Below are 13,838 nucleotides of genomic sequence, written 5' to 3' on the forward strand. Positions count from 1 at the left end.
CTCTTTTGAACTAATCGTCTTTAGAAGCTGGGAATTCTACCTCTTTACCGTTGCTCAACAAAGCTTTGCACTGAACATCGGTGTTTTTCTGTGAAATTTTTAATACACCGATAGCGCAACCGTTGAATAATTCGCCATAATCCTTGCTGGGCTCCCGTGCTTTTACTGACATATTTCGACGTCTTGTAAAGAGGTTTAAAGGCGACTTAGAGCGATAAAGCAGGCGGTTTAACCTATCTAGCCACTTAATAAGTCCATCCGGAAATGCGTTTTTCAATCCGCTGCAGGTGAACTGTGTAATATGGGGGCTGTTTCGTCTGAAGCGTAAACGCACATCGTACACAAAGGAATAGTGCACATCGCCCGATAAAATAATGAACTCAGGCGGGGTTTTATAGTGCCTAAAGATGTTTAGCATAACGTTGGCAGTACCTTTATGTGCCATCCAGTTTTCTGCATCAACAGTGAGCGCCTTGCCAAAAAACGTGAATATTTTTTGAATGGCCTCGATAACTTTAACCCCATAAATAGGGGCGGCAGATACAACGATGACAGATTCTTTGCCAATAATAGAATGCTGGAAATCACACAGCGCTTCCCAATCCATTAAACCCGAGGGCTTGTTCATATTTGATTCACTGCGCCAGCGCTGTGTGCGTGTATCTAATACCTCAATAGGTGGCGTGGTATCTAAACGATAATGCCACTGATCAAAATCTAAAAGATCGTTAATAAACTCATCGTGTGCAGTGAATCCTTCTACACTTATCGATTCTTGTACTTTCACGATCAGGGGCGCAACTTTTTTGGGAGCATTGCCCCAGCCTTGGCATAGCAAGTAGCCAATGAGTGCATTGCCGATCATGCGTTTCGATAAAGGATTGCCATAAACTTCTTGTTCCCAACCACGAGTTAAGTTCCAATCGTCGGTCACATCGTGATCGTCAAAGATCATATAGGTTGGAATATGCGCTAGCGCTCGGCGTACCTGTGGTAATTGTTCAACGAACCCAGTAAGCGCGTCATTTTCTTTATCGAAAATGTTCGAGTACTTGTCTGAAATACCGTCTTTATCGATAGCGACATCAGACCACAGCGTATCGGACCACACCAGCAAATACATAGCGATGATCTCTGCACTGCCAATTAAATGGTTTTGTGCATTTACCGACGTAAACACAGGCTTTTTCTTGGCGCCAAAGAAAATGGAAGACAATACTGTATTGGTCGCTATTTGCGGCAGAAGCTGTTCACGTTCATAAAACCCAAATTCATGGGTTGCAAGTTCACTCGTGTTGCTCACCACTGCGCCTTCAAGCGCTTCGTGGTAAAGGCCTAAACGCTCTATCACACTGTGAATAGCTTTAAGCATGGGACCTGCGACATCATCCGCATAAATTTGATCCCCCGTCATCAGTAAAAGATCGGGAAAGTCCTCACCCCTTTCGAACGCATTCTTATGTAAAACGTCAACCTGCGCCAGCGCATCATCATCGTGATAGTGGGGTTTGCGGCAAGAGCCATGCAAAATAGTTTCGGGTGTTTCTGTGAAGTGAAAACTTGGCGAAGATTGACCATCGTAAAGTATTGCCCGCTGTTCTTTTTCCCAATTGGCTTGGGCAGACGAATCGTCAAATAACAGTTGATAGCTAATTCGCACTCTGTCTTTAAAAGTGTCAGCCGAATAAAAAGAGATGAGGTGGATGAAAGCATAAGAACCTACGCGTATAGTTTCACTCTGACACTCACCTGCTATCGTTTGGTCACAAGACGATAGTTTCAGCGATGGTTTTTCTGCGCTACTAGTCACTACCCATATATGGCTTTCAGTAGGCGTCACTTTTCTAACTATTGGCCCTGCTATGACTTGGGGCAAGTGCTGCGTAGGAATGACTCTCTCCTTCAATACTCGATTTATGAGATATAACCTTACTCTTTTTTGTGCATAAACGGTATGCTCGATATACTCCCTTACAATTTTTTCAGTTTTAGCTTTTGCTCTCGCTTTAGTGAGTCGAGAGAGGACTTCATATTATGCTTAAATACTTATCCGCCACCGTTTTAACCGTAATGCTGGTCACCGCATGCAGCGAACCAAAAGATGTCATTATCAGTCCAGAACCTACAGATTTGACAGAAACAACAGTAGGGAAGTGGATCCTTGATGAATCTGGAAAAGTTATGTTTGACCCCCAAACATCCGGGCTAGTGGTGCTAGACGGACAGCTAGTTACCATTGCTGATGCAAGTGCGGATGTTACTCAGCAGTTGAAGTTACATAGCATTTCACCAGAAACCGCAACGCTCGTTGCCTCTAGTGAGCGCTTTTCATTCTCAAGAGCTGTGCGCCGAAGCTGCTTCTATAGTTACTTAAGCGAACAACCAGATTTAGAAGCGTTAGCGGTAGACCCTAGAAATTCTAATGTCATTTACACCGTCACAGAAGATGCAACCCGTACTGGTGCCTTAGGCCCTCGTTGTGAAACCAAATACGAAGATACAGGCTCTACAGACTACCCAACCCTATTGGTCAAACTAACGCGAAAGGACAATGGCGCTGTTGAAATGTCAGATGTGCGTCCGCTCCAGTTTCCGAAAGAGTTCGAAGTAGGTAACTTTCCTAACGATGGTATTGAAGGCCTGACCATGGCGAAAGACGGCACTTTGTATTTGGCATTGGAAAAAGATAAAGCGGGGCAGCCAAGAATCTTCACTTTGTCTGTCGATAAAGACTTTTTCTCATCGAGCGATTTTGCAACTGTTAGCGAACCAGACCTTCAGCTCCCTTCGTTTACCTCGGGTAATCACCCCATAAATGGCTTGGCTTTATATACGCACTCAACAGGCGCATCATATTTATTTGGCGCCGCAAGAAACGACAATGAATTGTGGGTAATTGATACCACTGGTAGCAAGCCAACAAAGCGCATTCCCATTATCTTTGATGTTGCCAGTGATCAAAATTGCGAACAGTACACAATGGATAATTCGTCAATGGAAGGGTTAGTCACCATTGATAGTAGGCTATGGATTATCAACGATCCGTGGGAAAAGAATTACATGAAAAATGCGGTATGTGAAGCGCATAAGAAGCGTTATGAAGATTTAGCGCCGTTACTGTTTCCGATAGAAATCAATGACGTTTGGTTTGATTAGCGTCTATCTACTCGCGATGTCCTTTAAACCGAAAAAGGGTTGCTACCAAGCAACCCTTTCGTTTTTAGCCAGCCTGTAAACGCCGCTAAAAAAGGTGACTTTACCTATGCATCGCTGCGAAGGCGAGAAGCAAAAGTCTTTTTGAATTTTGCAAGCTTAGGTGCAACGACCATAGAGCAATACTGGTTCTGCGGATTGTTTTTGAAATAATCCTGATGGTAGTCTTCGGCGTCATAGTAGTTATTCACGGCTACTATTTCAGTGACTACCGGGTCGGGCCAAATTTCTTCTTCTGTGATTTGTGCAATAATTTTTTCAGCTTCCGCTTTTTGAGCATCGTCGTGATAGAAGATTGCACTGCGATACTGTGTACCCACATCATTACCTTGTCTGTTTAGCTGAGTAGGATCGTGTAGCGCGAAGAAAATCTCTAGAATTTCACGGTAGCTGATGTTGTCTGCATCAAACGTTACTTGTACCACTTCTGCATGACCAGTGCTTCCCGTACATACCTCTTCATAGGTTGGATCGGCTTTTTCACCTCCAGCATAACCAGAAATAGCTTTTTCTACGCCTTCAACAGTGTTAAACGCAGATTCGATACACCAAAAGCATCCGCCTGCTAAAGTGGCCACTTGTAAATTTGCCATAATAAAACCTCTCTTAATCTTTGCTTGTAGTGTGGGTGTCAGTAGGTCACAACACAAGTCATCCAAGCGTGTTTTTTTATCGTATAAACGAATATTAAATAAGAATAACGTGCGACGGCTTAAAACGGTTTTAAACTGGCCGCTACAAGTGTGCTGATAGTGCACGGCAAACGCGATGTATTTTTTGTTTTTCCATGTTTGCATGGGCGAAATCGTCTTTTAAGCGATAAGCGTCTTATTTAGCAGAGGTAGGTAGAAGTGATTATTTTTTACGACGGTTATTGCCCTTTGTGCATAGCCGAAATGCGTCATCTACGCAAAAGAGACCAACATAACAAACTCACCTTGGTCGACATTCAGGCCCCTGATTTTGCAAGTCGTTATCCTGACATGGATTGGCATGCGCTTAATGCCAGAATTCACGGGCTTCGCGAGGACGGTACCCTAATTACCGGACTTGATGTTACCCATGAAGCGTGGAAGGCAGTAGGTATGGGCTGGATTTATGCTCCGCTTCGCTGGCCAGTCATTCGTTATGCCGCCGATGCGTTTTACAATGTATTCGCGAAACATAGATACACCATCTCTTACCTTTTAACGGGAAAAAAACGCCAGTGCGACCGCTGTGTACCGGGAGAGCCGAATGGAAAATAACGTACTTGTAGTGGGCGCATCTGGTGGCATAGCGTCTGCGCTTATAGAACAATATCGCAGTGCAGGCGCAAGGGTGTTTGCAGTAAGTCGTGCAGCTACAAACGAAGAAAACAACTTAGAAAATGTTTCGTATCATCAAATTTCTGAACAGGATGATAAGCATATCAGTGGTTTTGTAAAACAACTCGCTGAGCAAGACGTTGTGTTAAATACGGTAGTAATAACAACCGGTTTTTTGCATAACGAATGCGAAGGAATTCACCCCGAAAAACGCTTAGAAGATGTTAGCGAGGAAGCCCTGACCGCTTACTTCGCGACAAACAGCATTATTCCCGCTATATGGCTTAAGCATTTGGTCAATATTATGAGTAAAGAAGGGTCCACCCTTGTTTGTCTAAGCGCAAGAGTTGGGAGCATATCAGATAACGGGCTTGGCGGATGGTATGGCTACCGTTCATCGAAAGCCGCGCTCAATATGTTTGTCAAAACCGCCTCGGTAGAGTACAAGCGCAGATTAAAAGATGTCATGCTTGTTTGTTACCACCCAGGTACTGTTGACACTGGCCTGTCGAAGCCTTTTCAAAAGAATGTGGCCGCTAAAAAGCTATTTACCCCGGAATTTACTGCAAAACAACTTATTCACCACCTTTCAGCGCTTGATCGGGACCAAGCTTGTCATTTTATCGACTGGAATGGCGAAGTGGTAACTTGGTGATACGGCCTAGTATCATTTCAGCAAGTTCAACATCAAGACTTTTTATTTCACTGCTGTTACCATGCTATTTTGGGAATGGTGCAGCGTATTGATACGCCCATAGAGGCAGCAATACAACGCGTTGACGCCACACGTGAGTCATAACAACAAACGCCATCCTGATAATAAATAATATCAGTTCGCGCAGCTTGATACCGATGAGTATCAAGCGCAAACAACAAGTACACATTATGAGTACAAAAAGTCTTTTCTCTAACCAAGGTATTTTTGTATTTCACAATGAGTGATAAGCGAACTGTTATAACAATAACTCAACAAGAGGAAGGGATATGAGCGGGGCCAGAGAACAGTTCGGATCGCGCATAGGTTTTATATTGGCTGCTGCAGGTTCTGCAGTGGGCATTGGTAATTTGGTAGGTTTTCCAGTCGGTGCAGCCAAAAACGGTGGCGGGGCATTTCTTTTAATGTACGCTATCTTCGTTTTTGCCATTTGTTTACCGGTAATGCTGGCAGAAATGTCAGTGGGTCGTCATGCAAAAAAAGACCCGCTGGGCGCATACAGTGCTATCAGTGGCAACGAAAAGAAATGGAAGCTTGCAGGCTGGCTCGCGATTGCCACGCCGTTTATGATTGCCGTTTTCTACATGGTTATTACCGTGTGGCTATTTGGTTATTTGTTTGAAGCCGTCAGCGGGAACTTAGACAAATTAGCCGACCCCGCAACCTTCGGGGTGTTTATTAATTCAGAGTCTATCTTTGCCTACATGGCTGTCGTTGTTGGTGTGGTTTATCTTATCCTCCAAGGTGGTGTAAAAGAGGGGATAGAAAAAGCAGCGAAGCTACTGATGCCAGCGCTATTTGTGATGCTTATAGGCCTTGTTGTCTTCGTACTCACTCGCGAAAACGCTATGGCAGGCGTAGAATTTTATATTGTTCCTGAGTTTTCAAAAATTACAGCGGAAGTGGTGAACGGTGCGCTATCCCAAGCCTTTTTCTCGCTGTCGTTAGGTATGGGTATTCTTATTACCTACGGTAGCTATATCGATAAACGTGCAGATGTACCTAGCGCAGCAAAACTAGTAGCGCTAACAGATACTGCTGTGGCTTTTACGGCCGGCCTAATGATTCTTCCTGCGATCTTTTCTTTCAACCCAGATATTAATCCTGATGACTTAAGTGAATCGTCTGTAGGTATGATTTTCACCTATCTGCCTAGTATTTTCTTAGCGCTACAAGACTCCATTGGTTATATGGGCGCTTCTGTCGTCGCTAGCTTGTTCTTCTTGCTAGTTTTCTTTGCGGCCATTACATCGCTAGTTTCAATTTTTGAAGTACCGGTTGCGGCATTGATGGACGAAAAAGGTGTTAGCCGTAAATGGGCCCTTGGTTCTTTGGGTAGCATTATGATTTTATTGGCTATCTTAAGTGCGTTGTCGTTTGGTAAAGTTGATATACTGACGTCATTTATGCACTACGCAGGCGCCGATAAATCGCTGTTCGACGTAATTTACGATGTATTCTACGACACTATTTTGCCCTTAAACGGCCTACTAATCTGCTTGTTTGTTATTTATCGCTGGAAGAGTACTAATTTTAATGCTTCTTTGGAAGAAGGCAGCAGCGGCTATAAAGGCAGCTGGTTTGAAAAGTATGTGGATGTTTCGTTGAAAACCTTTATTCCGCTAATTTTACTTGTGATTTTTGTAAACACGGTGGCTGTCAAATACTTTGGTTTAAGCCTTTTCGGTTAAGAGGTTCACCACACAAAACTATTCTACTTGCTGTGTGATAGCAGTAAATTCGGATAATAAACGGCAAGCCAGAGGCTTGCCGTTTTCGTTTCTTTTAGCGTATTTATTCTTAGTTCGTGACTCTTGGCAACTTATAAACGAGTACACCGCAATAAATTGACAACTGTTTTGGCAAGCAAAGTAAACATATCAGCATAAGTCTTAAAACATGCTATAGGGGTCACCAAAGGTAGGTGTAATGTTAAGCCTGTTCCAACTTTGTGTAGCGTCGATAACCTTGCCGCAAGGCTGAGCTTTTGTATCAGAAAAGTGTGGGGCGTCTATACCCATCGCGTTAGCTGCATCTACATAATAAATACCGCGCTTAGGGTGAGATAAGCTGCAAAGGTGTATAACATCGTTTAGCGGCTTGTCGCAAATAATCGAGGCTAACGCAGACACAATGTCGTGCACATGGACAAGGTTAATTCGTTTATTTCCTGCATCCAACTGTCTTCCACTTAACGAACGAGCTGGGTGACGATCTGGACCTACTAAACCCGCTAAGCGAACAATACTGATATCAGCTTGGTCTCGCACGGACAGTAAGTAGTTTTCAATGGTCACATGAGCTTTCGCTGACGCGGTTTGTGGGTTTGTAGCGCTTTGTTCAGTAATGACGTTACTCGTGTCATCGCCATAAACTGATGTGGTACTAATAAAAATAATATGCGCGACGCCTGCGCCTAGTGCTGCATCAATAAGTTGCAGCATATTTTCAGTAAATGACTCGAGGTTGGTGTTTTTTCTACCAGGTGGGATATTTAATAATAAAGTCGCGTCTTGCAAGTGGCTACATAGTACTGATGTATCATCGCCTAGTGCATATTTAATTGCGGTGATACCTTGTTCCTGTAGCGCGAGGCGTTTCTCTTGGCTTCGCGTGGTACCAATAATATTGACCTTGCCCGACAGTGCGTCGCCCACATAGCCAGCTAGCCAGCCGTAGCCACTAATTACTACATTCTGAGTCATCGATTAAATTCCCCTTTGTTTAGGGCTTAAGAGTACATTAATCAGGGTGCAGTTGTCGTTAGTACCTACCATTAACTGAAAAATCAGAAACCTGATTGAGGTGAAATATTAAGAAGTTAGATAGCGACAAGAATAAAAAGCCGAAAACCGACTGTTTTTTCCAGTCGGTTTTCAAAGTAATTGATACAGAAAGGTAAGTCGTTTGTTGTAGCGGGCTTAGTTCGCTAAATTATTCGACTACATTTTCATTTCGTCGTTGTGGCCATGGCGGTCTTGGTGATTCCGAATATCAAGGTCCAGTAGGTTCAAATCTTCAAGCCCTGATATAGATGCCTGCATTTTACCTTCGGCATAGTCGGCTTTCTTCAGCACTTTGCACAAAGCATCCCCTTTCTCTTCTAGCGAGGCGGCTTGGCTTTCTAAACGGTATTCTAAATCTTCACCCCAGCGCTCCATCTTTTGCTCAAATTCAGACATATCTCCACCTTCCCACAGCATTTGTGTGCCAACTGCGATAAGAATTCTGCCCATAGATTCACTGATCAAAGATTCAATTTGCGTTTCGAATTCTTGCTCCCAGCTTTCATCAAACCAACCAGGCTCGTCAAATTTGGTGGAATCTACGCGAATATTGCCTGCGTCATCATAAAACGAGGTATTTAATTTGGTTTCTAGTGAGTTGAACAATTCATTGAAATCATCACCCATTTGATCGCCACCAAGGAGTTCAGTAAATACTTCAGTTACCGCTACGTTGGCAATTTGCAGTCCTTCACTGGCAATGGTGAGGGTCATAGGAATAGCAATATCAATGTTATTGTAATATTCGCCTACCCAACGTTGCTGTTCGCTGTCTAGCGAAACTGACTCGCCGTTAATAGTCATATTGTGTTGGGCATCAATGGTCATTACTGAACCATTGTCCATCTGAACGGTGAGGTCGCCCTGGTAATACTGAATATGGCCATCAAGTTCCATGTCGCAACTGTTGTTCTGAAAACTGGTGTCATGCGCGAATGCGTAGCCACTTATCAAAGCACTGGTAACGGCAACAGAAAGTAGTAGTTTGTTAGACATTGTTCATTCCTTAGTTTATATGTGACGCATTGACCTTGGTAAATGGGCTCAATGGCTTGTAGAGTCACTGTTAAATAAACACTAGCGTTGTTCGCTGGCATATCTTTAACAGAGCAATGGCCTTGCCATAATTTAAAGTATATATTTTTCAGTTGGTTAGCTTGTTATGGCGGTTTTTGAGAACCATTTTAAATTCACTATTTAGTGAAATTGCTAATTAATTAGTAGTTTTGACTAAGATCAATTAATACCAATAGCGATACATTTAAGCCAATCCAAGCATGGTTAAATCTTATTTATTGGTGCATAATACCGCCAATATTTTTAAGGGGTTATCACAATGGCTGATTGGATTAATGCAATTATGTTTGGTGTTGCGCTAATTGCCTTTACGCTAGGGCTAAGCAGCATCGTTATGGGCTTTATGACTGCAAAAGTAGGTGCTGAAGGTATGCAGGAAAAAATCGAGTACGGTTTTTTTGGTGTTACTGGTTTAGTGCTTTGCTTACTGATGGCCTACGCACTGGCTTAAGCTATAAGCATTATGAAAAAACCGGCTATTACAGCCGGTTTTTTTTCGCCTTTAAACAATTGTGATATCAGTTCTACTAGTCGTTGTCTTTGCGGTCGTGTTCGTTTTTGTCCTGAGCTTCTCTTGGCGCCTTAGCACTTTTATCATCAATACGGTGTTGAGCAGTTTCCTGTCGGGCATCGCTTTCGTCAGTGCTGTTAAATACGCTGTGTTCACGATGAGCAAGCAAGGATAAATGCCCATCACGTTGATAAGCGCGTAAGTCGAACAAATCCAGCATGGCCATGACATGGTCAAAAATATCGGCCTGTACTTTCTCGTATTTAACCCAGTCTTTTTGAATACTAAAGCAGTAAATTTCTAAAGGTAAACCGAGCTCATTGGGCGGTAACTGCCTAACCATAAGAGTCAGTTCTTGGTTGATATCTGGGTGTTTACGCAAGTATGCCTCTAAGTAAGCTCTAAAAGTGCCAATGTTAGTAAGGCGACGATTGTTTAACAGGTCCGATTCATCAATCGAATAATCTCTGTGATAAGCCCTTAGCTCATTTTTCTTCTTGTCGATATATTCGTTGATATAACGAATTTTGGAAAATCGCTCTAGCATATCGTTGTCACAGAGTTTGATCGAGTGCACATCAATATAAATGGCACGCTTAATTCGGCGTCCACCAGACTCCTGCATTCCGCGCCAGTTCTTTACTGCTTCTGTGGTTAGGCTATAGGTCGGCAGTGTAGAGATGGTCTTGTCCCAGTTTTGTACCTTAACGTTAGTAAGGCCTATTTCGAGTATTTCACCATCTACTTCATACTTAGGCATGGCAATCCAGTCGCCTGTATTAAACATGCGGTTGGCGGCAATTTGAATACCGGCAACAAAGCCTAAAATGGTGTCTCTGAATATTAATAGCAGCACAGCTGCAATGGCTGTTAAGCCAGACACAATAAGCAGCGGGCTTCTATCTACAATTAAAGAAATACTAAGCAGTATGGTAATAATAGCGAAGGCAAGTTTTGTTACTTGAATGAAGCCTGTGATAGGGGCGCGCCGAGATAGGGCTGAAGCATTGTACACATCTTCTACCGTGCTTAGCATGGCATACAAAGCCAATAGCCCACTATACAGCATGTATAGTTGAGCGCTCTTTATCACCATTCCGTGCATCACAGCTTCGTTATCAATCAGCACAGGTGTGGTGATGTAAATAAAAAGAGCCGGGAAGAGGTGCATTAAACGCCTAAAAAAGCCGTGCTCTTGTAGCGCGTTATCCCACTTGTTATTCGACTTATATACCCAGTTAGCAATTTGAGGGCGCACAAGCAGGCGCGCAACCACGTAGATTAGGACTGCTACGAATAGTATAGAGCCTAGAGCAAGCAAATTGTAAAGCGGATCTTCAGTGGTCAATTTTGGAAAAACGTCTTTAACCAAATGAATGAAATGATCGCGTACTGAAGCACTGACTTCCATTATTTACAACTCCAACAGTTTCTTTATTCGATTGTCTTTATTTTCCCACAGACCATTCAACCATTTTTGGAAATAAAGACGAAACTCAGACTCAGTGCGTTCTGATTCCTGCTGCAACTCGGGAACGGGTGTAACATTTACGTCAATGACGATTTTTGTCATTTGACCGCTTAACATTGCCATCATTGGGTGGCGCTTGTTTTCTGGATAAAGCAACGAGATATCTAACACATTAGTGAACAGTTCACCCATAGCTGATAGCGTGAAAGACACACCGCCGGCTTTAGGTGGCAGTAGGTTTTCGTAAGGGCTTTGCTTAGATAAATGCTTTTGGGTTGTGAAGCGCGTTCCTTCTACAAAGTTAATTACTGTAGTAGGAACCGTTCTAAACTTTTCGCAATACGCTTTAGTGGTTTCTAAATCTTTGCCTTTTTTGTCCGGATTTTTTTCCAAATATGCGCGGGTGTACCTATGCATGAAAGGCATATCAAGCGCCCAAGCGCCTAACCCCACAAAGGGTAACCAGATGAGCTCTTTTTTGAGAAAGAACTTAGGCGCGGGAATGCGGTGTGTGGCAAATTCAATAAGCAGAATAATATCTAAATAGCTCAGATGGTTGGCGATAATAAGGTACCAACTGTTTTTTGAGAGCTCACCGTGAACCGAGCACTCTATATCAACCTTATTGAATAGCCTGATTAAAAGTACGCTAATCCGTCCAAAGCTAAACATTAAGGCATGCATAACCTTGTTCCAAGCAGTTCTAATTCTTCCATTTGGTAACAGCAGTTTTACTAAGCCAAGTAGGATAATTAGTCCGCCCCATAGAGCGAGGTTGAGAATTTGCAGTGTGGTGTGCAAAACAAAGATAAAAGGCGCAAGTACTACACGAATCATAACGGTTTCTGAGTTGCGTTAAGTGAATCTAAAAGTTGATCTTTGGCGTGCCATTGTTCATTCAGCCATGTTTGAAAACGGGCGCGAACTTGTGGGTCGTCAAAGTAATTATCGTTAAATACGCCATTTTCCATAATGTCTTTAATAGGCATTACTTTGATATTTACACGAATATCGCGCACTTTACCGCTAACGAAGTCCCAAAAAGAAGGGACGCCATTCGGGTAGTCTATGGTTACGTCGATAAGCTTATGCAAATGTTCTCCCATAGCCGATAATACAAAGGCCACGCCGCCAGCTTTGGGCTTCAGTAAATGAGCGAACGGCGAAGCTTGTTTGTCATGCTTTGCTTGCGTAAAGCGCGTGCCTTCTACGAAGTTCATTATGCTGACGGGTTTATTGCGAAACTTCTCGCACGCTTTGCGCGTGGTTTCCATGTCTTTCCCTTTCAGATGCGGGTTTTTAGCCAAGAATGATTTTGAATATCGGCGCATAAACGGAAAGTCCAGCGCCCACCAAGCAAGGCCTAGTATCGGCACATAGATCAATTCCTTTTTAAGGAAAAACTTTAGAAAAGGGATCTTTCGGTTGAATACACGTTGAAGAACTAAGATATCGACCCAAGATTGATGATTAGCAATAACGAGATACCAATCGTCTCGAGTAAGTTTTTCAAGTCCGTTTACTTGCCACTTGGTACGCCCACTAATGCGCTGATTGAGGTTATTGACACCAATCCACGCAGTGGCACATGCGTCAAGCAAATAGGAGATGAAGCGACGCCATGGGGCAAAAGGGATTAACTTAAAAATCGCGAGTATGAATATAGGCGTTGACCACAAAACTGTATTCAGGAAATAGCAGATAACCGAAATAGTGCCAACAATATGATGCAACAGGGCTTTTACCATTGTACTTACCTCAAAAATTAGGCGCTTAGTGTAAACGAACTTGATCTAAAATCCGATAGAGCCTTTACTGATTCCACAATAAAGGTGCAAATTTATGAATTTAAGGAGCTGAAATGGAGCTTATTGGCGAAAATAAAGCATTTGGGGGACAGCATTTGCGCTATACCCACAAAGCTGAAACCACACAATGCGACATGACTTTCGCAATCTTTCTTCCCCCATTTGCCTCGAAAGAGAAACCGGTTCCGGTTCTATATTGGTTGTCAGGCCTAACTTGTACCGACCAAAATTTTATGCAGAAAGCCGGTGCAATGAAACTGGCAGCGGAACTAGGCATGGCTATTGTTGCGCCTGATACATCGCCTCGTGGTGATGGGGTGCCAGACGATGAAGAAGGGTCTTATGACTTCGGTTTAGGAGCAGGCTTTTATGTAGACGCAACTCAAGCTCCGTGGGACAAACATTACAACATGTATAGCTACATTGTTGATGAACTGCCGGCGCTTATCGAAAGCGAATTCCCTGTGACTAAAGAGCGGGCGATTAGCGGACATTCTATGGGCGGGCACGGTGCGCTTGTTATCGGCATGCGCAATCCCAATAAGTTCGTATCTGTATCGGCATTTAGCCCTATTTCGAACCCCTCAGATTGCGCATGGGGGGAAAAAGCATTAGGCAGATACCTAGGCGAAGACAAGACAACGTGGAAGGACTACGATGCATCTTTGCTGTTAGCAAGCAAAACCCATAGCGTACCTTTACTTGTCGAGCAGGGCACAAAAGATGAGTTCCTGCACGAGCAACTTAAGCCTCAATCGCTAGTGCACGCAGCGCAGCAATCAGACACGCAGCTTACGCTGAATATGCATGAAGGTTACGATCATAGTTATTTCTTCATTGCTTCTTTTATCGAAGAGCATCTAGAGTTCCACGCAGGCCATATGGGCTTAATTTGAGCGTGTTTATTTAAACCAATAAAGTGCATCAAGCAGCCGGAAGACATTCCGGCT

13 protein-coding genes are annotated in these 13,838 nt (G+C 43.3%); 6 read left to right on the forward strand and 7 right to left on the reverse strand.

Annotated features, from left to right (window positions below):
• Positions 1–10: 10 nt before the first annotated feature.
• Positions 11–1,876 (reverse strand): metallophosphoesterase family protein, encoded by a 1,866-nt coding sequence (locus tag ACYX4M_RS10295; protein WP_476080024.1) that lies wholly within the window; start codon positions 1,874–1,876, stop codon positions 11–13.
• Between the two features lie 158 nt (positions 1,877–2,034).
• Between ACYX4M_RS10295 and ACYX4M_RS10300 the strand changes: the two genes are divergently transcribed.
• Positions 2,035–3,156: a hypothetical protein gene (locus ACYX4M_RS10300; RefSeq protein ID WP_476080025.1), complete on the forward strand. Its 1,122-nt coding sequence runs from the start codon at positions 2,035–2,037 to the stop codon at positions 3,154–3,156.
• A 104-nt stretch (positions 3,157–3,260) separates the two neighbouring features.
• On the opposite strand, the gene msrA is transcribed toward ACYX4M_RS10300, so the two are convergent.
• Complete coding sequence (msrA, locus tag ACYX4M_RS10305; protein WP_269918363.1) at positions 3,261–3,806, reverse strand: peptide-methionine (S)-S-oxide reductase MsrA; 546 nt, start codon at positions 3,804–3,806, stop codon at positions 3,261–3,263.
• A gap of 258 nt (positions 3,807–4,064) precedes the next feature.
• Here msrA and ACYX4M_RS10310 point away from each other — a divergent pair, with 258 nt between their 5' ends.
• The 3 genes from ACYX4M_RS10310 (at position 4,065) to ACYX4M_RS10320 (ending at position 6,926) form a co-directional block, all read left to right on the forward strand.
• Positions 4,065–4,460 carry a thiol-disulfide oxidoreductase DCC family protein gene (locus ACYX4M_RS10310; protein WP_476080026.1) on the forward strand — a complete coding sequence of 132 codons (396 nt, stop codon included), beginning with the start codon at positions 4,065–4,067 and terminating at the stop codon, positions 4,458–4,460.
• Positions 4,450–5,175 (forward strand): SDR family NAD(P)-dependent oxidoreductase, encoded by a 726-nt coding sequence (locus ACYX4M_RS10315; protein WP_476080027.1) that lies wholly within the window; start codon positions 4,450–4,452, stop codon positions 5,173–5,175. The genes ACYX4M_RS10310 and ACYX4M_RS10315 overlap by 11 nt, the downstream gene beginning before the upstream one ends.
• A 329-nt stretch (positions 5,176–5,504) precedes the next feature.
• Positions 5,505–6,926, forward strand: a complete 1,422-nt coding sequence (locus tag ACYX4M_RS10320; protein WP_476080028.1) for a sodium-dependent transporter — start codon at positions 5,505–5,507, stop codon at positions 6,924–6,926.
• Between the two features lie 201 nt (positions 6,927–7,127).
• Here the strand turns inward: ACYX4M_RS10320 and ACYX4M_RS10325 are convergent, their stop codons facing one another.
• Both ACYX4M_RS10325 and ACYX4M_RS10330 read right to left on the reverse strand, forming a co-directional pair.
• Positions 7,128–7,940, reverse strand: a complete 813-nt coding sequence (locus tag ACYX4M_RS10325; protein ID WP_476080029.1) for an NAD-dependent epimerase/dehydratase family protein — start codon at positions 7,938–7,940, stop codon at positions 7,128–7,130.
• A 237-nt stretch (positions 7,941–8,177) separates the two neighbouring features.
• Positions 8,178–9,017, reverse strand: coding sequence for a DUF2884 family protein (locus ACYX4M_RS10330; RefSeq protein WP_476080030.1), 840 nt, complete (start codon positions 9,015–9,017; stop codon positions 8,178–8,180).
• Between the two features lie 340 nt (positions 9,018–9,357).
• Here ACYX4M_RS10330 and ACYX4M_RS10335 point away from each other — a divergent pair, with 340 nt between their 5' ends.
• Entirely contained in the window at positions 9,358–9,549 is a 192-nt protein-coding gene (locus tag ACYX4M_RS10335) for a hypothetical protein (RefSeq protein ID WP_476080031.1), read from the forward strand.
• 76 nt (positions 9,550–9,625) lie between these two features.
• Here the strand turns inward: ACYX4M_RS10335 and ACYX4M_RS10340 are convergent, their stop codons facing one another.
• From ACYX4M_RS10340 to ACYX4M_RS10350, 3 genes are read right to left on the reverse strand one after another with little or no spacing between them, the layout of a single operon-like run.
• Positions 9,626–11,020: a mechanosensitive ion channel family protein gene (locus ACYX4M_RS10340; protein WP_476080032.1), complete on the reverse strand. Its 1,395-nt coding sequence runs from the start codon at positions 11,018–11,020 to the stop codon at positions 9,626–9,628.
• Positions 11,021–11,023: 3 nt separating this feature from the next.
• Positions 11,024–11,917: an acyltransferase gene (locus ACYX4M_RS10345; protein WP_476080033.1), complete on the reverse strand. Its 894-nt coding sequence runs from the start codon at positions 11,915–11,917 to the stop codon at positions 11,024–11,026.
• Positions 11,914–12,828, reverse strand: a complete 915-nt coding sequence (locus tag ACYX4M_RS10350) for an acyltransferase (RefSeq protein WP_476080034.1) — start codon at positions 12,826–12,828, stop codon at positions 11,914–11,916. Before ACYX4M_RS10350 ends, ACYX4M_RS10345 begins: the two co-directional genes overlap by 4 nt.
• 113 nt (positions 12,829–12,941) lie before the next feature.
• Here ACYX4M_RS10350 and fghA point away from each other — a divergent pair, with 113 nt between their 5' ends.
• Complete coding sequence (gene fghA / locus ACYX4M_RS10355; RefSeq protein WP_476080035.1) at positions 12,942–13,784, forward strand: S-formylglutathione hydrolase; 843 nt, start codon at positions 12,942–12,944, stop codon at positions 13,782–13,784.
• The last annotated feature ends 54 nt before the right edge of the window (positions 13,785–13,838 follow it).

This window comes from Alteromonas sp. ABV4_150 (genome assembly GCF_056311745.1).